Here is a 26,063-nt window from a genome sequence, read left to right on the forward strand (position 1 = left end):
GGAACCACAATCGCAATCCATGTAGAGAGGTCCATTGTTCAATAAGTTTTTCAAGAACATATCGACCGTTCCCGTCATCGCCGGCGCGCTCGCCGCAGTGACGTCCTTCCTGTTCTCCGCGAAGATCGGCATCGCGGGATCGGTGATCGGCACGGCGGTCGGCTCCATAGTCTCCACGGTGGCCTCGCAGGTCTACCAGAACGTACTGCGCGAATCCGGAAAGAAGATTCAGGAGGTCGTGCAGATCAATTCCGATGACGACGATTCGTCGTCCGAATCCTCCGACACCAAGAACGACGCCGCCAAAACGGATGATGCCGTCGAAGCCGACTCCACTCAGGTGCTGGGCAACGAGGCGGCATCCGGCACCACGGTCATGCCGGCGGTGGGTGACGCCACGCAGACTCTTCCCGCAGCGGACGCCACCCGGGTGCTGTCCTCCGATGGCACGGCGGCCGATGGTACGAAGGTCATGACCACGGTCGGTCGTTCGACCGCATCCCACAGTGGCCGTACCACGATTTCCGGAGCGGCCGGCACCGGAACCAAGAACGTCAAGGGTGTGCTCGCCGCGTCGAAGGCGGCCGAACAGGCCAATCATCGCAAGGCGATCATCATCTCGGTGGTGACCGCACTGGTCGCCGTAGGCATCAGCGCCGGCGTGGTCCTGCTGCTCACCAACGGACAGGGCACCGACGACGTGGTTCGTCGTCATCTGCCGTCGCAGACGCAGACCACGCAGACCGTGACGCCGAGCGAGACCGCCACGCCCACTGCGCCGACGGAGAAGAAGACGAGTGGCGCCTACGAGCCTACGGACGAATCCACCGGAAGCGCCGGTGAGCATGCCGGCAGCACATCGGAGTCCACCACGGGCACCAGCGGCACGGGCTCCTCCTCCGAGTCCACCACGGGCACCGGTACCTCCGGGGAATCCGACACCACCTCCGGAACATCGGGTTCGACATCGAATTCCGGTTCCGGTTCGACGGGTTCCGGCACTGGCAGCGATTCGTCAGGTTACGGCACCGGTACCAGCGGATCGGGTACGTCGGGTTCGACGGGTTCCGGTTCCACTTCGTCCGACACCGGTTCCGGTTCGTCCGGCTCTGGTTCGACCGGCTCCGGGTCGTCGGGGTCGGGCAGCGGCACGTCGGGTTCCGGTTCGACCAGTTCCGATACCACTACCGGTAGCACGGGTACCACCAGCATCCAGTAGGATCATAGTGTTATTCGCCCTGCCGATATGAATGATCTCCGTCGCCGGACGCATGGCTATCAACGGCTGTGTGTCCGGCGACGTTGCATATATGCGCGTGCACCCCGTTTTGTGGCACGCGCACAACACGATGTGCCTATAGGACACGCCGAAGTTGCGTGTATTGGAGTGCATGTGTAATATATTTCAAGTCCGAAACGACCGGTTAGTTGTTCATGGCTATGAACAATGGCTGACGGGGCTATGGCGCAGCTGGTAGCGCATCTCCATGGCATGGAGGGGGTCGGGGGTTCGAATCCCCCTAGCTCCACTGATAAGGTCCGGAATCCGCATGGGTTCCGGACCTTTTTCAATTCCGTACCGTGTACTCCGATCCATAACACTCGAGGTGCGGCCGGGCCGACATGAAGTCAGGGTCGGGGCTATCCTTATTGAGGTATTTGCGACAACACCGCTGGTGGAAACGCAGATATCGCAAATTGACAACGTATTGATTGACGGCATCGAAAGCAACACAATCGACAGTTGAAGGACAGCTAGGCGTACGGGTAATGGTACGGCGACCGGGTGAAGGCAGGTGATGTGCGATGATGAGGATTTTCAGCACCGTCAGTGGGCAGATCGAGCAGATTGAGAAACCGGCTCCTGGATCATGGATATGTCTGAGCGAACCGACCGATGTGGAGCTCGCCACCGTCGCCGAAACCTGCAGCATCGATCTGGCCGATCTGCGAGCCCCGCTGGATGACGAGGAGAGGTCACGTGTGGACGTCGAGGACAACTATACGATGATCATCGTCGATATCCCGACCGTGGAGGAACGCGGCGGCCGCGACTGGTACGAGACCATCCCGTTGTCGATCATTCTGGTGGATGACGTGATCATCACCGTCTGCATGCAGGACACCCCGGTGCTCCATCCGTTCATGGAAGGCACGATCCGGGGATTCAACACGTTCATGAAGTCCCGGTTCATCCTGCAGATCCTGTACCGCAACGCCACCATGTACCTGCGGTATCTGCGCATCATCGACCGCGAGAGCGACAAGCTGGAACTCAAGCTGCGCCACTCCATGCAGAACCGTGAGATCCTGATGCTGCTCGAGCTGAGCAAGACATTGGTCTACTTCACCACGTCGCTCAAATCGAACGAGATCGTGATGGAGAAGCTCAACACACTGACACGAATCCGTCAGTACCCCGACGATGAGGACCTGCTCGAGGACGTGATCATTGAGAACAAACAGGCCATCGAGATGGCGAACATCTACAGCGGCGTTCTTGCGAACATGACCGACGCATTCGCGTCCGTCGTGTCCAACAACCTGAACAATGTGATGCGAGTGTTCACCATCATCTCCATCACACTGTCGATTCCGACGCTTATTTTCTCGATGTACGGCATGAACTTTGCCGAGGGACAGTTGGGAATGCCGTTGACCGACAAGACGTGGGGCTTCGCGGCGATCATCGTCATATCGTTGATCGTCTCCGCTCTGGTGACCTGGTTCCTCACCCGCTCCCGCATGTTCAAGTAGGGGGACGCCACGTGCATGGCGATGTCGCGGCATGGCGATCAGGCCGCATCATAAGGGGATTGGCTGCCGTTCTGGTTGCCACGCTCACGCTGACCCTGTCGTCCTGCGGGCGCAGCCCACTCGACGTCAGCGAGGTGACCGGTCCACGCATCGTGATCGGCGTGACCTTCGACCAGCCCGGCATGGGGCTGCGCAAGGGCAGCCAGTACAGCGGATTCAACATCGAGGTCGCCGAATACGTCGCCCGCAAGCTTGGCTATGCGAAATGGCAGATCGTATGGGAGGAGGCGCCCTACGACCAGCGGGTGTCCATGCTCGCCAACGGCGATGTGGACATGGTCACCGGCATGTACGTGGACACGACCATGGCCGCCGACGATTCCGCCATGAATGCCCTCGGCTACGACTTCGTCGGCCCCTATCTCGACGGACGACAGGACGTCATGATGCTGGCACAGGATGCCGATGACATCCACACCATCGGCGATCTTGCCGGACGGCACGTATGCGTGGTGTCCGGCAGCCGCACCGTGGACGATCTCCAGCAGGCCCTTGGCGCATCGGTCACGCTGCTCGAACAGCCCAGCGCCACCCAATGCACCACGGCGCTGATGACGGGAATGGTCGACGCGGTCTCCGCCGAGGCCGCGGTACTCGCCGGCATGGTCGCATCCGCGGACACAGCCAAAGTGACGACGCTGGGACTCGACTATGCACAGGGCCAATACGGCATCGGACTGAAAACCGGCAGCGACAAGCTCTCCTCGGAAGTGAAGAAAGCACTTGACGGCATGGAACAGGACGGATCCCTGACCCGAGCGTACGCCGACACACTCGGCAGGATAGGATACCGGGCCTGATCAGTCCCGCCGCGCCTATTTCCACTCATGGCCGTGAAGCGCTCGCCGGTCCGCTCACCAACTGGGACGGCGGATGCGGCGTGTCCGGATGTGTGGTGATAATTGCCCCTGTTACTTGGAATTTTGTCAGACAAAGGAGCAACATGGCGCAGGACGCAACCGAGGCCGATGTCGCACAGCGGAGCGAGAACGGGGAACCCGCATTCCGATACAACGCCGATCTGGCGCAGAAGATCGAAGAGGACTGGCAGAAGCGCTGGGACGATGAAGGCACCTTCTGGGCAGCCAATGTCAACGGCGATCTGAAGGACGGCGACGGGCGCAACGCCGAGGGGCGTCCTTCGTATTTCGCCATGGACATGTTCCCCTATCCGTCGGGCAAGGGCCTGCACGTGGGTCATCCGCTTGGCTACCTCGCCACCGACGTGGTGAGCCGCTACCACCGTATGAAGGGCGAGAACGTACTGCACGCCATGGGCTATGACGCCTTCGGTCTTCCCGCCGAACAGTACGCCGTGCAGACCGGTCAGCATCCTCGCATCACCACCGAGCAGAACATCGCCAACATGCGCCGCCAGCTGCATCGCATGGGCCTGAGCTTCGACAACCGCCGCTCCTTCGCCACCATCGATCCCGGCTATGTGCGCTGGACCCAGTGGATCTTCTCTCGCATCTACGACTCCTGGTACGACGAGGACGCCACCAACCCCAGTGGTTCCAAGGGATCCGCCCGTCCGATCGGCGAGCTGATCGCCAAGTTCGAATCCGGAGAGAAGGCCATCCCGGGCCATGAGTCCGACGGCAAGTCCTGGGCCGACCTGACCGAGGCCGAGCAGCAGGACGTGCTCAACGACTTCCGCATCGCCTACATCTCCAAGTCCCCGGTCAACTGGTGCCCGGGTCTGGGCACCGTGCTCGCCAACGAGGAGGTCACCGCCGAAGGCAAGTCCGAGCGCGGCAACTTCCCCGTCTTCCAGCGTGAACTCCGCCAGTGGTCCATGCGCATCACCGCCTACGGCCACCGTCTGATCGAGGATCTCGCGACCATCGATTGGCCCGAGAAGGTCAAGCTCATGCAGCGCAACTGGATCGGCGAATCCCACGGTGCATCCGTGCACTTCACCGTGGTCACGCCGAACGGCGAACGCGACATGGAGATCTACACCACCCGTCCCGACACCCTGTTCGGCACCACCTTCGCCGTGGTGTCCCCCGAACACCACCTGCTCGAGGACGTGCCCGCCGAATGGCCGGCCGAGACGCCCGAGGAGTGGAAGGGCGGCTACGCCACGCCCGTCGAGGCCGTAAAGGCCTACCGTCTGGCCGCCGAATCCAAGACCGCCAAGGATCGTGTGGACGAGGGCGGCGAGAAGACCGGTCTGTTCACCGGTCTGTACGCCGTCAATCCGATCACCGGCGCGAAGCTGCCGCTGTTCACCGCCGACTACGTGCTCATGGACTACGGCACCGGTGCCATCATGGCCGTGCCCGGTGGCGATCAGCGTGATTACGATTTCGCCGTGAAGTTCGGTCTGCCGGTCATCTACACCGTGCAGCCGCTGCCGGAATCCGGCGACGATCTGTCGAACTACGAGGGCAAGGCCCCGTTCGTCAGCCACGATGGCATCGTGATCAACTCCTCCGTCGATGCGACCGCGACCAAGGGCGATGCGTTGAGCCTCAATGGTCTGCGTGTGGACGACGCCATTGCCAAGGTGAACGCATGGCTGGAGTCCGCCGGCGTGGGCAAGGGCACGGTCAGCTACCGTCTGCGCGACTGGCTGTTCAGCCGTCAGCGCTACTGGGGCGAGCCGTTCCCGATCGTCTATGACGAGGAGGGAACCCCGCATCTGCTGCCCGATTCCGCGCTGCCGATCAACCTGCCCGACGTGCCCGACTATGAGCCGCGCACCTTCGACCCGATGGACGCCGAGTCCAACCCGGAGGCTCCGCTGAGCCGCAACGAGGACTGGGTCAAGGTCACGCTCGATCTGGGCGATGGCGAGAAGACCTACTACCGTGACACGAACACCATGCCGAACTGGGCTGGTTCCTGCTGGTACTACATGCGCTACATCGACCCGACCGACACCGCGCACATGGTGGAGAAGGACGAGTTCGACTACTGGATGGGCCCGAACCACAACGCCACGTCCGGCAAGTCGGGCGGTGTGGACCTGTACATCGGCGGCGTGGAGCACGCGGTGCTGCACCTGCTGTACTCGCGTTTCTGGCACAAGGTGCTCTTCGATCTGGGCTACGTGGATTCGGCCGAACCGTTCCACAAGCTGTTCAATCAGGGCATGATCCAGGCGTACGCCTACACCGACGACCGTGGCCAGTACGTGCCCGCCGCCGAAGTGGAGGAGGGACCGGCCGACGAGAACGGCGAACCGACGTTCACCTGGCACGGCCAGCACGCCAACCGCGAGTTCGGCAAGATGGGCAAGAGCCTGAAGAACATCATCACACCGGACGACATGTACGCCAATTACGGTGCCGATACGTTCCGTCTGTATGAGATGAGCATGGGCCCGCTGGACGAGTCCCGTCCGTGGAACACGCGCAACGTGGTGGGCGGCATGCGCTTCCTGCAGCGTCTGTGGCGTAATGTGATCGACGAGAACACCGGCGAGGCCCACGTGTCCGATGACGAGCTCGACGTCAAGACGCTCAAGCTGCTGAACAATACGATCCACGATGTGACCGTGGAGATGGAGGCCATGCGCCCGAACACGGCGATCTCCAAGCTCATCGTGCTGAACAACCACCTGACGGGTCTGGACTCCGTGCCGCGCTCCGCGGTCGAGCCGCTGATCCTCATGCTGTCGCCGATCGCTCCGCATATCTGCGAGGAGCTGTGGCGCAGGATCGGCCACCCCAAGTCGCTGGCGCACGAGCTGTGGCCGGTCGCCGACGAGCAGTACGTGGGTCAGGATTCCGTCACCGCCGTGGTCCAGGTCAAGGGCAAGGTGCGTGGCAAGCTCGAGGTGAGCCCCGACATCTCCGCCGAGGAGCTGGAGAAGCTCGCTCTGGCACTGCCCGCCGTGCAGTCCAGGCTGGGCGGCCAGCCGCCGCGCAAGGTGATCGTCAAGGCTCCGAAGATCGTCTCCGTGGTGCCGGCCAACTGATTCGGTGACTCACTGAATCGGCGGTTCTGATAACGCCGTGGGGGTTCCTCTCGTGGAGAGGAGCCCCCACAGTCGTATTTGCAGTGATCGATGTGATGGTGACGGTAGCGGTAGGTGGTGGAAGAGGGGGTTCCATTCGACCACATCGTCCTGTATGGCTTGTGCCGTCGGTGATCGCAAGCCCATGGTGGAAGAGTGCCGAAACCCCTGTCTCATTCCGAATGGTCGTCCGACCCGCCCAGCATCCATGACCTGCCCGTCACCGAGGTGCCATTGCCGGCGGACTATGCCGATCCAACGGCCCTGACCATGACATTGGCCCCAATCATCAGCGACGATGCCCCGCCGGCTCGGACCGGATCATCATCGATGCTGGGCATGCTCGCCGGCGTCACCGTGGACGACGGGGGAGCCGACGACCTGCTGGAGCGACGTATTGCGCGTGACCGCCCCCGATTGGCATTGGAGCCACGGCATGCCATCATCATCATCCTGATCCTCGTAGTGGCATTGAGTCTCAGCCTCACCCTGCTGGTGCAGCAGGGCATGCGTCTCAGCGCCATGTCATGGAAAGAAAGCTCGGCCGACACGCCACCCGCATCGTCGGCACCAACCGACTCCAGCACATCGTCATCCACTTCATCGTCCCCACCCGCATCGGCCCCGCCGCAGAACCCGTCTGAGTCTCAGCCTCAGGATTCGCCATCGTCAGGATCGGACGACAACGACCATGCGACCGATCCCTCTCCGATTCCGACTTCGACGCCCACATCGACGCTGATCGATCTCAATACGGCGACCGTGGAGGAGTTGCAGACCATCAAAGGCGTCGGCCCGGTCACCGCGCAACGCATTGTCGACCATCGCAACCGGATCGGCAGGTACACCAGCGTCGATCAACTCCTCGACGTCTCCGGCATCGGCGCCAAAACACTGGAGAAGATCCGCCCCTACGTGGAGGTGCGGCCATGACGGCGCGAAATGGGGGACGTCGGTCATCGTCGCGACCGTATCATGACCGGGAGCAGGGAAGCCGAGACTGGCGCATGCTGCCCTGCGCGCTCGCCGTCTGGAGCGCAATGCTGGCGGAACACCTGCTGTTCGTCCACTATGCCGATGCCATCGGCAACGCCATTGGTGACGACAGGACAATGTGGCCCATGATCGCCGACCGGATGCCGTTGATCGTCGCATTCGTCATTCTTATCGCCGCGTTGGCGTGTGGCGTGGCCGTTCGATCGTATTGCCGTCATCGTGACCGGAACGCTCGTCGGCATCGATATGGCAGACGCCATCGACGTCGATCATCGCTTCGACGGGGATCATCGCTTCGGCCGCGCTTCATGCCTGTTGACGCCATGTCGTTGCGCTGCCATGTCATCGTGATCGTCGTCGCGGCGCTCTGCGCGTTCGTTATCGGCGGAATGACCGACATGAAACAGTCCGGCGATCCTATCGCCACTGCCATCGCCGACGGCGCGGATACCACCGTCGAGGTCATCGCCACGACGTCCACGCCAATGGCCACGGCCTCCCTCCGTGACGCCGACTGCCAGACCGACATCCGCGTGCACGGCGTGACGATCGATCGCATTCGTCTGCCGTCATCGCTTGCGGTGCGCGTTTACGCGACCGGTTCCGCCTGCAGATTACGGCAGGGTGCCGCATACCGGATCGCCGGCACTCTGCGTCAGCCCCGGTTCGGCACGGCGACGGCATGGCTGATCGTCGACGACGATCCGGATGCGGTGACCGAAACCACGCGGCCGGTCTGGTGGCGACGTGCCGGCACCACCATGCAGGAATCCTTCATCCGCGTCACCCGCGGGCTTCCCGAGTACGGTCGGGTGCTGGTGCCCGGTCTCACCCTCGGTGTGCTGGGACAGGACGTCGTCATGACGCCGTGGACGGAGGAATCCGATACGGAACCACGGGCATGGTCCACCGGTTATGCCGACGATGTCGACGAGGCGTATGCGCAACGATTGGAGGATGATTTCAAACAGGCCGGCATCATGCATCTCATGGCGGTGTCAGGCAGCCATTTCGTGCTTGCCGCGGTCTTCATGCGACGATTGTGCGCCCGGTTCCTGACACCACGTTGGATAACCGCAGCCGGCATCGTCGCCGCGTATGCGGTACTCGGCACACTCGTCTACCCCTCCGACTCGGTGCTACGCGCCGCGATCATGGGTATGGGCGGCGTCGCCTGCCTGCTGGCCGGACGACGATCGCAGGCACTCGCCGGACTGAACTGGACGGTGATCCTCTCCCTACTGTTCGACCCGTCGCTGGCACGCAGCTACGGGTTCGCCCTGTCCTGCACCGCCGTATATGGTCTGGTCCTGTTCGGTGGCGCCGTGGAACGGTTCCTGAGACGGTTCATGCCGCGAGTGCTGGCCGACACGATGGCCGTAACCGTGTCCGCGCAGATCCTCGCCCTGCCCGTGCAGACCATGATGAACCCGCAGCTGCCCGTGCTTGCCGTACCTGCGAACATGCTGGTCGCGCCGTTCGTGGCCTTCGCCACCATCGCCGGTCTGCTGTCGCTTTGCGTGGCATGGGCTATCCCCGTCGTCGGATATGCGCTCGCATGGGGATCGTGTATTGGCACGTTGCCGATCGAACGATGCGCCACGCTGATCGGTGGATCCCGATTCAGTGTTCTGCCTTGGACGGAGGGGCCTGTGGGCGCGCTGATCGTCGTGCTCATCGAGACAGGCGTGTTCTTGATAATGCTGACGGCCCGCAGTGCGATCCGACGATTGACCCGTATGGTGATGCAACGACGATCAGACGGTACCCATCCGTCATATGACGATCCATACGAGGAGGGAGAACCCTATCGCGCGCGATACATGGAACGTGCGGACGTCTGGTGGCGTGAGACCCGCGCCATGCTGTTCGAACGGGACGTGGGTGATGTCCAGCAGTGACGCGACATTAGGATGCATGGCAGCAGCACAAGGCAGAGGCGGAGCGCCCGTCAGCATCGTATTCGGCGGGGATCGGTTCCTCAACACCCAGAATGTGCGCGACCTGTGTCACGCGGCATGCGATCAACGTCCGGATGCGGAACTCGTGGAACTCGATGCATCCGAATGCGACTCCTACGCCTTTGACGAGGCCGTCAGCCCGTCGTTGCTTTCCGACATCGCAATCGTCGAGATCAGCAATCTGCAGTCCGCTGACGATCGTCTTGGCGACGCGTTGATCGCGTACACCAAACAGGCGAAAAACGATCCGACCAACTCCAGCATTCTGATCTGCCAGCATGAAGGCGGCCCCAAGGGCAAGCGCATCCTCGACGCCATGGTGCGTGCCGGCGCGAAACGGATCGACGTTCCCGATCTCAAGAAAGCCGACGCGAAGATCAACTTCGTCTATCAGCGGTTCGAACGCGAAGGCCGGCGCGTGGACCCGCTTGCAGCCCAGCAGCTCGTCGGCGTGCTGGGGGAGAAGACCGGTGAACTCGCCGCCATGTGCTCCCAACTGTGCTTCGATTTCGATGACGAGATCATCGGGCTCGACCGCGTCAACCAGTATCTGATCGCCAATCCACAGGTCACCGGCTTCATGGTGGCCGACAAGGCCGTGGAAGGCCGTACCGCCGAGGCCATCGTCGCCATGCGATCGGCCATCGAGCAGGGAACGGATCCGATCGCGCTCATCGGCGCGCTCGCCATGAAGCTGCGCACCCTGGCCAAGGCGTCGGCCGTGAAATCGGGGACCATCTCCCAGGCTGAGGCAAAAACCAACCCATGGGTGCTGAAGAACGCCACCCGTCAGCTGCCGGGCTGGACATCAGCCGGACTGGCCCGTTGCATCCGCATGCTCGCATGGGCGGACGAGCAGAGCAAGACCAACGGCGGCGATCCCGTCTACGCTTTGGAACGGTCCATCGAGATCATCGCGACCAAGGGCCGCGGCTGAATGTGACGGATGACGATATCCGCGATACACGAGATACGAGTCACGAATACGATTGAGGATGCCATGAACAGAAACGACAACGCGAGCACTACAACCATCACCCTGCAGGCGCCGACCGCCGACGACATGCGTCGCATCGGCCGGCAGCTGGCCGAAATCGTGCACGGCGGCGACGTCCTGCTGCTGTCCGGACCGCTGGGTGCCGGCAAGACCACCCTCGCCCAGGGATTCGGTGCCGGTCTGGGCATCACCGAACCGATCGTGTCGCCCACGTTCACGATCGCCCGTGAACTCAACGGACGGTTCGCCGACGGTGCGCGCGTGCATCTGGTGCACGTTGATGCCTACCGTCTCGGCGGCACCGCCTACGCTCCGGGACAGGACGCGGTGGGCCGGCTACTCGACGAGCTCGAATCCCTGGGTCTCGACGAGGAGCTTGAGGATCCCAGCGACAACACGGTGATCCTCATGGAATGGGGCGAGCAGATGGTGGCTGCCCTCGCCCCGGAACGTCTGGAGATTCATATCGATCGTCCGCTGGACGGGTCGTCGGCGACACGCGACGACGAGGAGCTGACCGGCGACGGCATGCGTACCGTCACACTGGTTCCCGTTGGCGAGTCATGGCAGGATCGCCGACTTCCCGCATGATCTCACCGACGCCGATCGGTGTAGACTCACTACAGGCTTTTTGCAGGGCTTGACGCAGACAGGGAGGATTACATGGGCTGCACACTGGTGATCGACACCTCATACGGTTCGACGGTGGGCGTCGTGGGCTACGAGCCGATCATCGAGACCGATTCGCGCACCCACGTCGAAAAACTGCAGGGCAACATCGCCCACGCCATCGAACGCTCGGGCAACACGCCGCAGGACATCGACACGATCGTCGTCGGCACCGGCCCGGCGCCTTTCACCGGCCTGCGCGCCGGCATCGTCACCGCCAAGGCACTGGCCTTCGCCACCGGAGCCACGCTGATCGGTCAGAACATCCTGGAACCGCAGGCGCACTGGAACATCATCCGGCGCAGGGGGAACGCCGCCGGCCCGCATGTGCTGACGCTTGCCGTGAATGACGCTCGACGCAAGCAGCTGTATTTCGAACTGTGCGCAGTACCGGCCGTCGGAACCGACGCCGATGAGGCACGGACCGTGCCGCTGATCGCCATGGACATCGATTACCCCACCACAATCGTCGATCGTGTGAACACGGCCGTCCGCGACTATGCCGAGGCGCACGGATGCGCCGCAGATGCGATCGTCGTCGACGTGGTGGGCCACGGTGCGGGCAAGTACGAGTCCGTGCTGAGGAACGTGGAACAGCTGGGCGATATCGTTGATGAATCCGTGCTGGATCAGACGGAGAGCTGGTCCCTGTTCGCCACCCTGGCCATCGTCCAGCACGCCGAACACCCGGACGATCCCATCGAACCGCTGTACCTGCGTCGCCCGGACGCCGAAGTGCCGAATCCGCTCAAGCACGTGCTCAACCACGCCGGTGCCGAAAGGACCGTCTGAATGCTCGTCGGATTGCATGACATCGACCGTGATCGGGCGATCGCCGCGTTTGCCGCACTCGAACGGGAGCTGTTCGGCAAGGGCGCATGGAGCGAAAACGCCATCCGTCAGGAACTCGATGCGCCGGCGCGCACCTACGTCTTCGACGTCGATGAACCGGACGGATCTATACGGGGCTACGCGGGATTCTGGTATGACGGAGACGACGCGGAACTCATGACGATAGGCGTGTCGAAGGATCACCAGCGACAGGGCATCGCCGCGGCGATGCTCGACCGTCTGCTGCACGACGCCGAACTGCAGGGAGCACGACGAATGCTGCTGGAGGTGCGAGTGGACAACGCCCCTGCCATCGCGCTCTACCGTCGGTTCGGCTTCTCCATCATGGGGCGGCGCAAACGCTACTACCAACCCGAGGGAATCGACGCATACACGATGAGCGCCGATATCAGGCCCCACGTCATGGGATTCCAGACGACGCAGACGACGCAGACAAGGGGCAACGACCAAGACATCCACGACAATGAAGGAGCGGCACAATGAACGAACCCGTGGTGCTGGGCATCGAATCCACCTGTGACGAAACGGCCGCGGCCGTAGTACGCGGCGGCACGTTGCTGTCGAACGTGGTCGCATCCTCCATGAACGAGCACGCCCGCTACGGCGGTGTGATCCCGGAAATCGCCTCGCGAGCCCATGCCGAGGCCTTCGTACCCGTGGTGTCCAAGGCACTCGCCGACGCCGATATGGACATCGCCGACGTGGATGCGATCGCCGTATCCGCGGGTCCCGGCCTTGCCGGATGCCTTGCCGTCGGCGTGTCCGGAGCCAAGGCCCTGGCCTATGCCGCGGGCAAGCCCATCTACGGCATCAACCATGTGATCGGACATATCGCCGTCACGCAGTTGCAATTCGGCCCGTTCCCGGAGGATACGCTGGCGTTGATCGTCTCCGGCGGTCATACGTCGCTGCTGCATGTGCAGGATGTCGCCCGTCACGTCGACGTGGTCGGTACTACGCTCGACGATGCGGCGGGGGAGTGCTTCGACAAGGTGGCTCGTCTGCTGGGCTTCCCCTACCCGGGAGGGCCGCATATCGATCGTCATGCGCAGTCGGGTGATCCCCATGCCATCAGAGTGCCGCAGGGACTGACCCAGGGCAAAGCCGGTGCCAAGCATCCGTATGATTTCAGCTTCTCCGGCGTCAAGACCGCCGTGGCACGGTGGATCGAGGAGCGTCAGACCGCCGGCGAGACCATTCCGGTGGATGACGTGTGCGCGTCGCTGGCCGATTCGGTGGCGTCCGTGCTGGCGAAGAAGGCCGTGCGCGGTTGCGAACAGTATGGCTCCCGTACGCTGATCGTGGGCGGAGGATTCTCCGCCAACTCACAGCTGCGCGCCAAGCTGCTCGAGGTCGGGGCGCGGCACGGTATCGAAGTGCGTATTCCCGAGATCAAACTGTGCACCGACAACGGTGCCATGGTGGCCATGCTCGGTTCGAATCTGGTGCAGGCCGGTGTCAAGCCCAGCAGTCTCGACTTCTCCATCGATTCGGCCATGCCGCTATCCAAGATCTGCATGGAGTAGCGCGCTGCATGGGATGGCGATCCGATCCGGATAGTCAATCGCGAGATTCGATTTTCACACCTCGACGTACCGACTCCGCTTTCAGAATGAGCTCGGCGAGACTGATGTGCAGAGCGTCACAGACCGCCCACAGTTTGTCATAGCTCACCGATCGTTCCCCGCGTTCGATCCTGCCCATATACGAGCGGTCGATACCGGCTTCCAGTGCCAGTCGTTCCTGACTGAGATCGTGTTCTTTGCGAAGTTGCACTATGGCCTGTCCGAGATCCCTGCGTCGCTGCATTGCCGATTCATGTGCCGATATGCCCCTTGAGGGCGTTTCGTTCGTAACCATAGGGGACATGGTCCGTTTCAAAGGGCATACAGTCCACGGCATATAGTCCGTATTTGCTTCTATGGTGAGCGCAAGAAGAACGAACTGTGCTACGGTGAGGTCCTGTCGGCGCAGTGTGGTTTCTTCGTAAGCGCCCTAGGAAGAAAGATTTCATGAACATTCTTGCCGAGCTTCACTATATCGGTCACAATACTGCTGCGGTGGCGGATCTGCTGTCCAACATCGACGACGATATGCTGACGGATACGTTCAATGCACTCGATCCCGCTGAGGATACGTTTTTCAGGAACATCGCCGGTGTGGAGATGATGAGACGCAATCTCCCGATCGACGGGAAGGACGATATCGTCATCGAAAAACTGTGGCCCGGCGATATACAGTAGAGGCGGCATGCGGTAAGACCGAACGGGTCGCACGGCAGGGTTTGCGTTGCCTCGCGATAACGAGGTAACGCAACTGGCTGCTGGCGGGTTTGCTTGGGCTTGTTTGGACAAGCTGACGGATGGCGAAAACGCAAGTATGACGAAACACAAAAACCCCGAGAATCGTTTCCGTTCCCGGGGTGTAGGTGGTGCGCCAGACAGGATTCGAACCTGCGACCTTCTGATCCGTAGTCAGATGCTCTAATCCGCTGGGCTACTGGCGCATGCTGTCTCAAATCGACAACTCAGTTAATATAACTCGCATTGTGGCATATGCAAAATCGGCGTGTCGCGCCCGACTGGTAGACTTTCAACCATTGTCTTTTCAAAGTATCGGCCAGCGAATGGAAGTGAAACGCGTGACTGAGACGAACAATATGGGAATATGGCGGTCGATTCATCGTGTGGCGGCATCGGATACGATTTCCGGATTGATCATGCTGGGGTTTGCGCTGGCCGGACTGTTGCTCGCGAACATTCCCGCCACGGCCCACATGTTCGAGACGATGTCGGAGATCCACATCGGCATTCCATATACCAACATCAATCTCTCCATCGGCCATTGGGCTCAGGATGGTCTGCTTACCGTGTTCTTCCTGGTCGTCGGCCTTGACCTCAAACAGGAGCTCACCACCGGCTCCCTCGCCAATCCCAAGGCCGCCGCGGTGCCGATGGCCTGCGCCGTGGGCGGTATGCTCGTTCCGCCGGCGTTGTTCCTGCTTACCGTCTTCCTGTTCTCCTCATTTGGTCCCGGACCCGTCGGCATGGACGTGGTCGCCACCGGCACGGCCCATGAACTCGCCGACGTCTCTCAGGGATGGGCGGTTCCCATGGCCACGGATATCGCGTTCTCCCTGACCGTGCTCGCATTGTTCGCCAAGGGGCTGCCCGGCTCCATCCGCGCGTTCCTGATGACATTGGCGACCGTGGACGATCTGCTTGCGGTGATTGTGATCGCGCTGTTCTTCTCGAACCTCAACGCATGGTACTGGTTCCTCGGCATTGTGCTCTGCGCGGTCGCATGGGCGTGGCTGGTCAAACGACGTCGTGTGCCGTGGGTGGCTGTGGCTGTGGTCGGCATTCTTTCCTGGGTGATGATGTTCGAGGCCGGAGTGCATCCCACGCTTGCCGGCGTGCTTGTTGGACTGCTCACTCCGGCACGCGAGATGCATGGTGAGGCTACTCCGCGCGCCGAACGGTACAAGGACAAATTGCAGCCGTTCTCCGCCCTGCTGGCGTTGCCGATCTTCGCGCTGTTCGCCACCGGAGTCCATTTTGAGACGATCAGCGCGGCGATGCTGGTATCGCCGGTGGTGCTGGGTATCGCAGTCGGTCTGGTGGTCGGCAAGCCCGTGGGCATCATGATCACGGCATGGCTGTCCACGCACCTCGCCGGACTGAAACTGGCCAAGGGGTTGCGCGTGCGGGACCTGTTCCCGGCGGCCTGCGCCTGCGGCATCGGTTTCACCGTATCGTTCCTCATCGCATCGCTGGCCTACGCCGATACGGAGTTGTCCGGCGAGGCTCGATTCGGCGTACTGGTGGGATCACTGCTGTCGGCGGCGATTGCCGGCGTGTTGCTCAGCCGTCAGGCGCGGCGTTTCCGCGAACATGCCGCGGAAAGCCTGATCGACGGTGAAGACCAGACCGATGACTCCGATGACGAGTACGAGATCGTGGGCGAAGACGGCAGCGTGACCGTGTCGATCGACAAGATACGTTCGTCCGGAAAGACCGAACGAAAGACAAGGAGCTGAATGTCATGGCGAAGATCGTGAAGAAGAGTCACGAAAAGGCCAAGTCCGGCAAGGGGAAGGACAAGGCCAAGGCCAAATCCACCAAGGTGGACAAGAAATCGACGGATGGGAAGTCGTCGAGCAAGGGCGCCAAGGACAAGAACCGCGTCAGCACGGCGGAGATCGTGGAGCCGAAGCTGGAAACCTCCGCCAATGCGCCAGCCGATTCGGATTCCCCGTATGACGACACGTATTATCGCGGTCCGGTGATGATGCGCGGATCCATGATCCCCGAAGACACCACCATCGGCAATCTGCTGCGTGCCGACGATCGTACCGACTGGCTGCATATGGATCCTTGGCGTGTTCTGCGCATCCAGGCGGAGTTCGTCGATGGATTCGGTGCGCTGGCCGAGATCGGTCCGGCGGTGGCCGTGTTCGGCTCGGCCCGTACGCAACGCACCGATCCCGCCTACAAGGCCGCCCGGAGGATGGGCCGTCTGCTTGCCGAGCGTGGGGTGGCCACGATCACGGGTGGCGGACCCGGCATCATGGAGGCGGCGAACCGAGGCGCATCCCTGGCCGGAGGCAAGTCCGTGGGGCTGGGCATCGAGCTGCCCCACGAACAGGGAATGAACAACTATGTCAATCTGGGCATGACGTTCCGATACTTCTTCGTGCGCAAGACCATGTTCGTCAAGTATTCGTCCGGAGTGATCGTCTGTCCCGGTGGATTCGGCACGCTTGACGAAATGTTCGAAGTACTCACTCTGGTTCAGACCCATAAGGTCACCACGATGCCGATCGTGCTGTTCGATACGGCGTATTGGCAGGGACTGTTCGATTGGATCCAGAGCACTCTGATGGATCGTGGCATGATCTCGCCCATTGATCCGAATCTGGTGACGCTCACTGACAGCCCGGACGAGGCCGTGCAGTACGCCACTCGACTTATCGCACAGTGACCTTCAATGACGATGATCTCGGAGACGCCGGATGGCGGCCGAGATCATCGTTTGATGCTGAGAATCATGCCGGTGCCCACTGGAATCAGCGCCGAGTCGAACCGTTCGTCGTCGAACGCATCGTCGATCAACTGACACATGTGCATCACCCGGTCATGCTGGCTGTCCTGATGCTGTCCGCTGTGATCCTGTCCTGATGCCTCGGTCTGGGATCGGGGAGATGGGGTAGCGCTTGCACTGTGCAGGGCAAGCGCGTCACACAGCATCAGCACGCCGTCACGACGCAGCAGACGGTAGGCGTGGTCGAACGCCCCACTGTAATTCTGCTCGTCACCGGTCACGATCACCATGTCGTAGTCGCCGGGATTTAACCGAGGAAGAAAAACGTCGGCCTTGGCGTTGACCACACGCAGTTTGACATGCGTATGATCCTGCATCCGATTGAACGCCTTGCGGATCAGGACGGTACCTTGCGCCGACGAATCGACGGCGGTGAGCTGACCTGGGGTATCGGCGGACAGCGCATTCAGCGCACCGATCAGATGAACGGTCTCCACCAGCGCACCGGTGCCGAGGATGATCACCGATCGTGCGTGGATCTGCCGCACCTGAATCGCCATGAAACGAGCCTGCGACGCCGATCCCTGTTCGAATCCCGCATCCAGTGCCTGACGGCGCAGTTCGTGCAACAGATCCGATTCATTGTCGTAAGCGGTATCTTCGATGAACTCCCAGCCGTTGGCCAGCTTGGAATAGTCCCGTCCGCTCATCACTCGGCCTCCGAAGACACCCTTGCCGCATCCACTTTCTGAATGGTCTGCCACAGCTCCTCGCCCACGTCGATGCCCTTGGGGCAGTGCATTGAACAGGCACGCACGGACTGACAGGCACGCGCGCCATCCGGTTCCATCAGGGCGGTCAGACGGTCGGCGGTGGCACCGTCACGTGAATCGTTGATGAATCGGGATGCGGCGATCATGGCAGCCGGGCCGACGAAGGCGTCTCCACCCGCGTACACCGGGCAGCTTCCCTCGCACACGCCGCAGGCGATGCAGTTGCTCAGCAGCTCATATCGGGCGAGCTGTGCGGGATTCTGCAGGTATTCGAACGCATTGATCTTGCCTTCGTCGGTGACCTTCAGATCACCCGACGCCTTAAGATACGGTTCGAGCTTGCGGATCTGATTCAGCATCGGATCAATGTCGGCGATCAGATCGCGCTGTGTGGGGAATCCGGGCAGCGCCGCCAATTCGATGATCAGAGGCGTGTCCGGATCAAGGTCGTCAAGATTCAGTGCATGCGCGTCGTCATCCAAAGGCTCTCCGGTGGGACGGAACCCATCGCCGTCGACAAATCCGGGGGTGTCGGGGCGCACCCAGTCTCGCACCTTGGCGGTGCACAGCAGAGTGGGCGTGCCGTTGATGGCCACCGCGTCGGACCCGCACATGCCATGGCCACAGGAGTAGCGGAACGCGAGGGACGGATCCTGCTCACGCTTGACGGCGAGCAGACAGTCCAGCACCGAATCGCTGGCATGGACGTCCAGCGTATAGTCCTGCGTCCATCGCTTGCCGCGCGCGCGATTCGTACGGCCTGATGCGGCATCGCCCCCAAATGGGGACTTCGATCGGGATCCGAACGGGCTGCCGCCGCGACGACGGCCTGGGCGTTCGGGCTTCGGGGTGAAACGGGAGACGCGCAAGGTCACCGTAAGCATACGGTCAACTGCGGCATTGGTCATGAATGTTCTTCTCCTCGCAAATTCGTGCATGAATTCGTACATGCTGTCAACACAGTCTACTCAGCGTTCTGACGCCGGAAATGACGTTGTCGCGATTTCCGGCGTCAGAACGCTGAGGATATGCCATGGTCGGGAATGGAACCGACATGATCGGCTCGGGCGGCGGCGGGACTGGTCCGGAACTCAGTATTGACGGGCCTTCGGCGGATACGCGGTGATGGTCACCGGTTGCCAGGCGACGTCGCGGCCGCCATCCACCATGGAATGCGTCAGGAACCGTTCATCGTCGCGCTGCGGATGATCCGTGCGATACAACGATCCGCGTGACTCTTCTCGTGCATCGGATGCGGTAAGCATCACGCCGGCCAGCGTGAGCAGATGACGGGCTTCGAGGATTGTGGTGAGCTCCTGATTATAGGCGGCGGTATCGCTATGCGTGTGCAGAAGCTCAACACGGGGGCGCAGCGTGCCGTCGATCTCGGCAAGCGCCGCGGCGATTCCGTCATGATCGCATCGCACGGCGGCATACCGTTCCATGAGCGCACCCAGATCGGCCATCAGACGGTAGGGATTGTCGTCGGGCGCATCCGCGTCGATCTGATCATCGTCCACCGGCTGCAGCAATGCCTTGAGGTCCTGTTCGCGGTGTGCGGCGGCATCGTCCACGGCGGTGGTGTCGATGTCGGTCAGCTCCTCGTCGGGGGCTCCGGCCATGGGATCGTCGGCAATGAGTCGGGCGATCGTCGCGCCGGTGCGGGAGCCGAACAGGCAAGCGTCGAGCAGCGAGTTCGCGCCCAGACGGTTCGCGCCGTGTACGCTGACGCAGGAGCATTCGCCGGCGGCGAACAGGCCTTCGACGGTGCGACGGGAGTCGTCAGTCCATTCGTAGACGTTGCCATCGGCGGTGATCGGGATTCCGCCCATGGTGTAGTGCGCGGTCGGCTTGATCGGAATGAGATCGTGCGCGGGGTCGAGTCCGGCGTATTCACGTACCGTATCGCACACTTCGGGCAGCTTCTCCTTGAGCGCCTGCTCGCCGATGCCGGTCAGGTCAAGCCAGACGCAGTCCTTCGGGCCATCGGGGTCCTTGGGGTCGGCCACTCCACGTCCGGCATCCACCTCGGCAACGATCGAGCGGGACACCACGTCGCGTGCTGCAAGATCGCCGTGCCCCGGGGCATACCGGTCCATGAAGTGTTCGCCGTCGGCGTTGAGCAGTCGTCCGCCTTCGCCGCGAGCGGCCTCGGACAGCAGGATGCCGGTGTGGGCCAGACCCGTGGGGTGGAACTGCACGAACTCGATGTCCTCCAGCTGCAGGCCCGCCTCGAGTGCCAATGCCATGCCGTCACCGGTCAGATCCCAGGAGTTCGATGTGGTGTGGAAGAGCCGGCCTGCGCCACCGGTGGCCAGAACGATATTGCGCGCATTCACGCCATGCACGGTACCGGTGTGCGTGTCGATCACCACCAGACCACGCGCCATGGCATGGCCATTGCCGTCGCGTTCCAGCACGAGGTCACTGACATACCATTCCTCGGCGAATTCAACGCCCTCCTTGACGCACTGCTGCCAGAGCGCGTGCAGAATCTGATGGCCGATGCGGTCGGCGGCGTAGGCGGTGCGACGAACCGGCTGCTTGCCGAACTCCGCGGTATGCCCGCCGAACAGACGTTGGGCGATATGACCGTCCTCGGTACGAGAGAACGCCACACCGTCATGCTCCAGACCGATCACCGTGGCCGGCGCCTCCTTGGCGAGGATCTCGGCCATGTCCTGATCGGCGAGCCAGTCGCTGCCCTTGATCGTGTCGTAGAAATGCCAGTGCCAGTCGTCATGGTCGATATTGCCCAGACTGGCCGCGATGCCGCCCTCCGCGGAACCGGTGTGGGAGCGCAGCGGCTGAAGCTTCGAAATGACCAGAATACGAGGGGTGCGTCCCTCCTCCTTCATCTGCGCGAACTGGTCCGACCTGACCAGTCCCAGACTTGCCGACAGGCCTGCCGCGCCTGCGCCCACGATTACCACGTCATACTGTGTTTCCAACTGCTTCGGACTCATAGGTTCGATTGTCCCACAAGCCATGACCGGGGGAGGACCGGCTCTGACGCGGCTGGATGCTGTGGATAATGGGAGCCATGGAGCAGACGTTTTCCCAGCGGGTCTATGACGTGGTTCGGCGTATTCCGAAAGGGCGGGTCGCTACCTACGGTCAGGTGGCGGCTTTGGCGGGAGCCCCGCGTTCCGCCCGGTTTGTCGGTTTCGCGTTGCATGCGAATCCCGAGCCCGGTGTAATCCCCTGCCATCGCGTGGTGTTTCGGGACGGTTCTTTGGCCCCCGGATTCGCATTCGGCGGTCCCGATCGTCAACGGGAGTTGCTGGAGGAGGAGGGCGTGGCTTTCGTGCCTCCGACTGGGAACGCACCATGCGGCGCCGATGGATGGAAAGTGGATCTCGACCGCTGCCAGTGGAGGGCATGAGCCTATACCGCTAAAGCGGATGCTGAACGCTGATATGGTCCTCCGGCATGGCCCGGGTTCCGGATCGGCGAGTGACACCTATTGTGCCGTCCGCATCCATGGCGATGAGTTCCGCCGCTTCCAATGCGGCCAGGGCCCGTTGTGCGGCGGCGACGCCGATAACCTTGCCGGGATGCCGTTCGCGTATCCGTGCGATTACGGTGTCCATCGTGCAGACGATGTGCTCCCGGCCGAGAGAGCGTATGGCGGCCAGCATCATCGTCTGCAGAGGGTCCTCGACGGTGATGGTCGTGTCGCCGTCGGATTCGTCGTCATCGGATGGTTCGCCATGCGGTGTGTCCAACAGGTATGGCGTGTGCTCCGGATGGCAGATTTCGCTGATATCCGTGGCCGAGGCGAGCAATACGGCCTTGCCGTCATGCACCAGGCGATTGCATCCGGTGTTGTATGGCTCGTCGATGTCGCCGGGCGCGGCGACCAGAGTCCGGTTCATCTCCGCGGCCCAGGTGGCGGTGTTCAATGCGCCGGAACGGTGACGGGCCTGCGCCACGACGATCACACCGGCCATTGCGGCGATGATCCGATTGCGGAGCAGAAACCGTCGCGCCTCGGGGACGGTGCCGGGTGGCATCTCACTGATCAGAGCACCCTGTGTCATGAGCATGGCATCGAACAGTCTGAAGTTGCATGAGGGGCCACGGCGCTCCACTCCGCCGGCGAATACCGCCACCGTACGCCCGGCATGTTCGGGGTCGTCCGAGCCCTCACGCTCCTCCCGCGCCGCGAGCGCGCCCCAATGCGCCGCCGCATCGGCACCCTTCGCTCCTCCGGACACCACGAGATGACCGTGGCGGGCGGCCTGCAGCCCCACGCTGCGGGCCACGAACCGGCCATAATCGTTGACATCGCGTGACCCGACGACGGCGATCGGCTCATCACAGCTGACCAGCGTGGCGGGGTTCCCCATGCCCCACAGGCACAGCGGGGGAGCCCAATCGGAACGGATGGCCAGATCGTCGAGCTGACCGGGCCAGTACGGTGAGCCGGGGCCGATGATCCACTGTCCGCCGTGAAAGGTGAAATGATCCGTCAGCGTTTCCCATGCATGAACGGGCAGCGTGGAGAGTCGCTCACGCCATCGGGAAAGCGCCGTGTGGAATCGTTCCAGTCCACGCGCATCGGGACGGCGTCCCCATCGCGCGGCACCGACGATGAAGAACCGGTCCAGTTCGGCATTGGCCTTGCCGATCATCGTGTCGATGCGGCCCTGATCGTCAAGCCATGCAGGCGGTGAGCCGGACGAGGGGACTGCCAGCAGCGCCAGAAGCAGGCTGGCGGATTGCGTGCCCTTGAGCGCCGCGAACATCAGCGCGTCCGGGCCGTCGGCGCAAAATGACAGCACGGCACGGGCCAACGCGTCGGCGTCGAGCGAAAGAGCCCTGCCGTCGTGGTCGGGGTGAGCAAGCCTTGTCATAATCGGTGCCTCCCATCATCGCAATCGGGTGCGCAGGGCGATGCCGGATGACACGTCCTGCGCGTCGGGACTGGTCCGGCCTGCAACGTCGGACAGCGTCCACGCCAGGCGAAGGGCTCGATCGGCGCCTCTCAGGCTCAGTCGTTGCTGCTCCAACGCCTGTGTGAGCGGCATCAGCGCCTTGGTCGACGTGTGGGCTCTGAGCCATTCCCCGCTGGCTTTGGCGTTACATGGCCAGTTTTCGAACCGATACCGTTCAGCGGCGGCATTGCGTGCCTCGATCACGCGTGCTCGGATCGTGGTGCTGGTCTCGGCGGGTGTGTCGGCGGTCGGGGTGAAGGTCGCGATGGGCGGCACGGTGATCTGAATATCGATACGGTCAAGAATCGGACCGGACAATCGGTTCCAGTATCGTGTGCGTTCCTTGACGCTGCACACGCATTTCTCCCCGGTGCCCCACCCGAATCCGCATGGACAGGGGTTTGCGGCCATGACCAGCTGGAATCGTGCGGGGTAGTGGGCATTGCCCTTGGACCGGGAGATCGCCACGTATCCCGTCTCCAACGGCTCGCGAATGGTCTGCAGCACGCGTGGCGGGAATTCGGGCGCCTCATCCATGAACAGCACGCCGTTGTGCGCGCGGGTGATGGCCCCCGGGCGGGCTATCCCGGATCCGCCTCCCACCAGTGCCGCCACGCTGGCGGTGTGATGCGGGGCCTCATACGGGGGAACATCGGTGATGCCGTGTTCGGTGAGTGTGCCGCAGAGTGAACGGATCGAGGCGACCTCCAGTTGCTGTCGTTCGTTCAGAGGCGGCATGATCGTAGGCAGTCGTGAGGCAAGCATCGTCTTGCCAGCGCCGGGAGGCCCCACCATGATCACATGATGGCCTCCCGCGGCCGCGACCTCCAGCGCCCACTTCGTATGCTCCTGACCCATGACCTGACTCATGTCCAGTCCAGTGGCCGGCTTGTCGCCCAGTGGATCATCGAATGACGGGGTACGCAGTTCGTAGGAATCGTCGGGAATCCGATACTTGGTCTTGCCTCCCATATGTTCGATGAGTTCGCCTACATGACGGATCGTCACGACGCCGATGTCGGGAACCAGTTCGGCTTCCTCATGATTGCTATGGGGAATGAATGCCTTGGCGATGCCGCTGTTGCGCGCATGCAGCAGGATCGGCAGCAGACCGGTGACCGGCAGCACCGTGCCGTCGAGTTTGAGCTCGCCCAGTACCAGCGTGTCGGATAGTGAATCATGGGGGATCGCACCGCCTGCGCACAGTACGCTCGCCGCGATCGCCAGATCGTGGGCGGCACCGCTTTTGGGCAGGGATGCGGGGGACAGGTTCACGGTCACCCGCGTCTCCGGCCAGGAGAATCCGGCGGAGGCACAGGCCGATTTCACCCGTTCCCGGGCCTCGGACAGGGAGGTATCGGGAAGTCCGATGATACTGAAATAGGGCAGTCCGGGGGAGATATACGCCTGCATGCTTACGGTGAATGCCTTCAACCCGTTCAGGCCGACGGAGAGTGCGGTACCTATACGCATCAGAACGCTCCCGGAATCAGATGGACTTCAGGGGCTCGTCGTGAGCCGTGCACGGTGATCGCCAGTACGTCGAAGCGTGTGGAAACGTGGGGGAAGTCGTGTCCGCGCTCCTGTAGCCATTGGATCCCGGCACGGCGCAGCGTGGTCTGCTTGTGCGCGTTCACTGCTGATTGCGGACTGCCGAAACTGGCATTGCGACGGGTCTTGACCTCTACGAACGAGAGCCGATCATCAGGAGTGAGCGCAATGATGTCGAGTTCGCCGTACCGGGAATGCCAGTTGCGGTCCACGACCCGCCAGCCGCGACGTTCAAGCCAGAGGACGCCATAGGCCTCGCCGAGTGCGCCGAGCCGTTTCGGCGTGAGGCCGGGCTCGTGCAGGGCGGCGGTAAGCCTGTTGAATCGTTCGAAGGGATTGGAGACGGAAGAGATGATGGAGGCATCGGCCGCTGATGGTGCGTTCGATGGAGTGGGAGAGAGGAGGGATGCTGCTGGGGTGAGGATTGAATCTGTCATGATTCGAGTCCATCATCATGCGTCGTGGTCCGTCTAGGGTTACGGCGCAATGTGGTCGAATGCACCCCCCGGCATGGCCGGCGGTACGCGAGTCGACGCCGGCCATGCCAGTCTTGCCGTGGCGGTCAGCCCACCAGGCCGGTGAGCTCCGCAAGATTGAGTTCGAAGCTCACGCCACGTTCCTCAAAGTGTGGCTGGTTGCGGGTGGACTTCATGGCGGAACGTACGAATTCGCCGGCGATGCGGGCGCTTTCGGCGAGCGTGCGGCCAGCCATCACCGCGCCGCACAACGCCGAGGCGAAGGCGTCGCCGGTGCCGTGGATCATGTATGGCAGCTTCTCATGGGCCAGTTCGGTCATGCCGTCCACTCCGGAGTCCGCGGTGGCCACATAGTTACGGATCATGCCGTCTTCGCGATCCACGCCCTTGAGCACCACGCTCTTGGCACCGAGCGCCAGCAGTGCATCCATCCAGTCGGCTACCTCGTCGACGGTCAGGTTCTTGCCCGGGTAGTCACGCCCGGTGAGGATCGACGCCTCGGTAAGGTTCGGCATCAGCACGTCGGCACCATCGGCCAGCGCGCCCATGGCCTCGCACAGCTCCGTGGTGTATGTGGGGTACATGTGACCGCCATCGCCCATCACCGGATCGACCAGTCGTAGGGCGTTCGGATACTCACGGTACAGACGCTGGATGATGGCCACCTGGCCGGCGCTGCCGAGGAATCCCGAATACACGCCGTCGAGCTCCACGCCCTCCTTGCCCCATGCGTCAAGGTAATCGTTCAGCATGTCGGTGGTGTCGTGGAACGTGTAGTCCTTGTACATCGTGTGCGCGGAGAACAATGCCGTGGGTACCGGGCACACGTCGCATCCGGCGGCGGACAGGATCGGAATCGCCGAGGTCAGTGAGCATTTGCCGTAGCCGCACATATCGTGCACGGCAGCGATGCGGGGGATGTAGTCGGGGTCGCGCTGATAGAGCACGGCGTCGTCGTTCGTGGTCATGGAACTCGCTTTCTCGATCGTCGGAAGGCCCCGCGATGGCAATGCGGCGG

The 26,063-nt window shown here is 62.4% G+C and carries 23 protein-coding genes and 2 tRNA genes; 16 read left to right on the plus strand and 9 right to left on the minus strand.

Translation table 11 applies throughout. The features are described 5' to 3' along the window. The first annotated feature begins 34 nt into the window (after window positions 1-34). The 12 genes from BTIS_RS05820 (at window position 35) to tsaD (ending at window position 13,788) form a co-directional block, all read left to right on the plus strand. Window positions 35-1,219: a hypothetical protein gene (locus tag BTIS_RS05820; RefSeq protein ID WP_094663546.1), complete on the plus strand. Its 1,185-nt coding sequence runs from the start codon at window positions 35-37 to the stop codon at window positions 1,217-1,219. Between the two features lie 237 nt (window positions 1,220-1,456). Then, window positions 1,457-1,529: transfer RNA gene (locus BTIS_RS05825), tRNA-Ala, on the plus strand. A 277-nt stretch (window positions 1,530-1,806) separates the two neighbouring features. Then, window positions 1,807-2,757 carry a magnesium transporter CorA family protein gene (locus BTIS_RS05830; RefSeq protein ID WP_094663548.1) on the plus strand — a complete coding sequence of 317 codons (951 nt, stop codon included), beginning with the start codon at window positions 1,807-1,809 and terminating at the stop codon, window positions 2,755-2,757. A gap of 59 nt (window positions 2,758-2,816) precedes the next feature. Beyond that, entirely contained in the window at window positions 2,817-3,617 is an 801-nt protein-coding gene (locus BTIS_RS05835) for a transporter substrate-binding domain-containing protein (protein ID WP_094663550.1), read from the plus strand. Window positions 3,618-3,760: 143 nt separating this feature from the next. Next, window positions 3,761-6,748: a leucine--tRNA ligase gene (gene leuS, locus BTIS_RS05840; protein WP_094663552.1), complete on the plus strand. Its 2,988-nt coding sequence runs from the start codon at window positions 3,761-3,763 to the stop codon at window positions 6,746-6,748. Window positions 6,749-6,943: 195 nt separating this feature from the next. Beyond that, window positions 6,944-7,720 (plus strand): ComEA family DNA-binding protein, encoded by a 777-nt coding sequence (locus BTIS_RS05845; protein ID WP_245819329.1) that lies wholly within the window; start codon window positions 6,944-6,946, stop codon window positions 7,718-7,720. Further along, a complete protein-coding gene (locus BTIS_RS05850) occupies window positions 7,717-9,684 on the plus strand; it encodes a ComEC/Rec2 family competence protein (protein ID WP_094663554.1) in 1,968 nt (655 codons plus the stop codon). The genes BTIS_RS05845 and BTIS_RS05850 overlap by 4 nt, the downstream gene beginning before the upstream one ends. Window positions 9,685-9,700: 16 nt before the next feature. Further along, window positions 9,701-10,681: a DNA polymerase III subunit delta gene (gene holA, locus BTIS_RS05855; protein WP_169713065.1), complete on the plus strand. Its 981-nt coding sequence runs from the start codon at window positions 9,701-9,703 to the stop codon at window positions 10,679-10,681. 63 nt (window positions 10,682-10,744) lie between these two features. Next, complete coding sequence (gene tsaE, locus BTIS_RS05860; RefSeq protein WP_094663556.1) at window positions 10,745-11,332, plus strand: tRNA (adenosine(37)-N6)-threonylcarbamoyltransferase complex ATPase subunit type 1 TsaE; 588 nt, start codon at window positions 10,745-10,747, stop codon at window positions 11,330-11,332. Window positions 11,333-11,404: 72 nt separating this feature from the next. Further along, window positions 11,405-12,202: a tRNA (adenosine(37)-N6)-threonylcarbamoyltransferase complex dimerization subunit type 1 TsaB gene (gene tsaB, locus BTIS_RS05865; RefSeq protein ID WP_094663558.1), complete on the plus strand. Its 798-nt coding sequence runs from the start codon at window positions 11,405-11,407 to the stop codon at window positions 12,200-12,202. Beyond that, window positions 12,203-12,745 carry a ribosomal protein S18-alanine N-acetyltransferase gene (gene rimI, locus BTIS_RS05870; protein ID WP_094663560.1) on the plus strand — a complete coding sequence of 181 codons (543 nt, stop codon included), beginning with the start codon at window positions 12,203-12,205 and terminating at the stop codon, window positions 12,743-12,745. It begins immediately after the preceding gene. Further along, complete coding sequence (gene tsaD, locus BTIS_RS05875; protein WP_094663562.1) at window positions 12,742-13,788, plus strand: tRNA (adenosine(37)-N6)-threonylcarbamoyltransferase complex transferase subunit TsaD; 1,047 nt, start codon at window positions 12,742-12,744, stop codon at window positions 13,786-13,788. The genes rimI and tsaD overlap by 4 nt, the downstream gene beginning before the upstream one ends. A 34-nt stretch (window positions 13,789-13,822) precedes the next feature. Here tsaD and BTIS_RS05880 read toward each other — a convergent pair whose 3' ends face one another. Next, window positions 13,823-14,122, minus strand: a complete 300-nt coding sequence (locus BTIS_RS05880; protein ID WP_245819330.1) for a helix-turn-helix domain-containing protein — start codon at window positions 14,120-14,122, stop codon at window positions 13,823-13,825. A 152-nt stretch (window positions 14,123-14,274) separates the two neighbouring features. On the opposite strand from BTIS_RS05880, the gene BTIS_RS05885 reads away from it, so the two are divergent. After that, a complete protein-coding gene (locus BTIS_RS05885; protein WP_094663566.1) occupies window positions 14,275-14,505 on the plus strand; it encodes a hypothetical protein in 231 nt (76 codons plus the stop codon). A gap of 186 nt (window positions 14,506-14,691) precedes the next feature. Here BTIS_RS05885 and BTIS_RS05890 read toward each other — a convergent pair. Beyond that, window positions 14,692-14,768, minus strand: a tRNA-Arg gene (locus BTIS_RS05890). Window positions 14,769-14,888: 120 nt separating this feature from the next. Here BTIS_RS05890 and nhaA point away from each other — a divergent pair. Continuing rightward, a complete protein-coding gene (gene nhaA / locus BTIS_RS05895; protein ID WP_094663568.1) occupies window positions 14,889-16,301 on the plus strand; it encodes a Na+/H+ antiporter NhaA in 1,413 nt (470 codons plus the stop codon). Window positions 16,302-16,306: 5 nt separating this feature from the next. After that, entirely contained in the window at window positions 16,307-17,245 is a 939-nt protein-coding gene (locus BTIS_RS05900) for an LOG family protein (RefSeq protein ID WP_094663570.1), read from the plus strand. 44 nt (window positions 17,246-17,289) lie between these two features. On the opposite strand, the gene BTIS_RS05905 is transcribed toward BTIS_RS05900, so the two are convergent. The 3 genes from BTIS_RS05905 to BTIS_RS05915 all read right to left on the minus strand — a co-directional run bounded on the left by BTIS_RS05905 (window position 17,290) and on the right by BTIS_RS05915 (window position 21,044). Continuing rightward, entirely contained in the window at window positions 17,290-18,015 is a 726-nt protein-coding gene (locus BTIS_RS05905; RefSeq protein ID WP_094663572.1) for an O-methyltransferase, read from the minus strand. Next, complete coding sequence (locus BTIS_RS05910; protein WP_245819331.1) at window positions 18,015-18,986, minus strand: succinate dehydrogenase/fumarate reductase iron-sulfur subunit; 972 nt, start codon at window positions 18,984-18,986, stop codon at window positions 18,015-18,017. Before BTIS_RS05910 ends, BTIS_RS05905 begins: the two co-directional genes overlap by 1 nt. Before the next feature lie 183 nt (window positions 18,987-19,169). Continuing rightward, window positions 19,170-21,044 (minus strand): FAD-binding protein, encoded by a 1,875-nt coding sequence (locus BTIS_RS05915; protein WP_094663574.1) that lies wholly within the window; start codon window positions 21,042-21,044, stop codon window positions 19,170-19,172. A 77-nt stretch (window positions 21,045-21,121) separates the two neighbouring features. On the opposite strand from BTIS_RS05915, the gene BTIS_RS05920 reads away from it, so the two are divergent. Beyond that, window positions 21,122-21,463, plus strand: a complete 342-nt coding sequence (locus BTIS_RS05920) for an MGMT family protein (RefSeq protein ID WP_094663758.1) — start codon at window positions 21,122-21,124, stop codon at window positions 21,461-21,463. 10 nt (window positions 21,464-21,473) lie between these two features. On the opposite strand, the gene BTIS_RS05925 is transcribed toward BTIS_RS05920, so the two are convergent. The 4 genes from BTIS_RS05925 to BTIS_RS05940 form a co-directional block, all read right to left on the minus strand. Further along, a complete protein-coding gene (locus BTIS_RS05925; protein ID WP_094663576.1) occupies window positions 21,474-22,937 on the minus strand; it encodes a DNA-processing protein DprA in 1,464 nt (487 codons plus the stop codon). 15 nt (window positions 22,938-22,952) lie between these two features. Then, window positions 22,953-24,491: a YifB family Mg chelatase-like AAA ATPase gene (locus BTIS_RS05930; protein WP_094663578.1), complete on the minus strand. Its 1,539-nt coding sequence runs from the start codon at window positions 24,489-24,491 to the stop codon at window positions 22,953-22,955. Then, window positions 24,491-25,006, minus strand: coding sequence for a YraN family protein (locus BTIS_RS05935; protein WP_094663580.1), 516 nt, complete (start codon window positions 25,004-25,006; stop codon window positions 24,491-24,493). Before BTIS_RS05935 ends, BTIS_RS05930 begins: the two co-directional genes overlap by 1 nt. A gap of 125 nt (window positions 25,007-25,131) precedes the next feature. Continuing rightward, window positions 25,132-26,013, minus strand: a complete 882-nt coding sequence (locus tag BTIS_RS05940; RefSeq protein WP_094663582.1) for a pyridoxamine kinase — start codon at window positions 26,011-26,013, stop codon at window positions 25,132-25,134. Between the last annotated feature and the right edge of the window lie 50 nt (window positions 26,014-26,063).

Origin of the sequence: Bifidobacterium tissieri, from assembly GCF_002259645.1 — a bacterium.
GTDB classification, from domain to species: Bacteria; Actinomycetota; Actinomycetes; order Actinomycetales; family Bifidobacteriaceae; genus Galliscardovia; species Galliscardovia tissieri.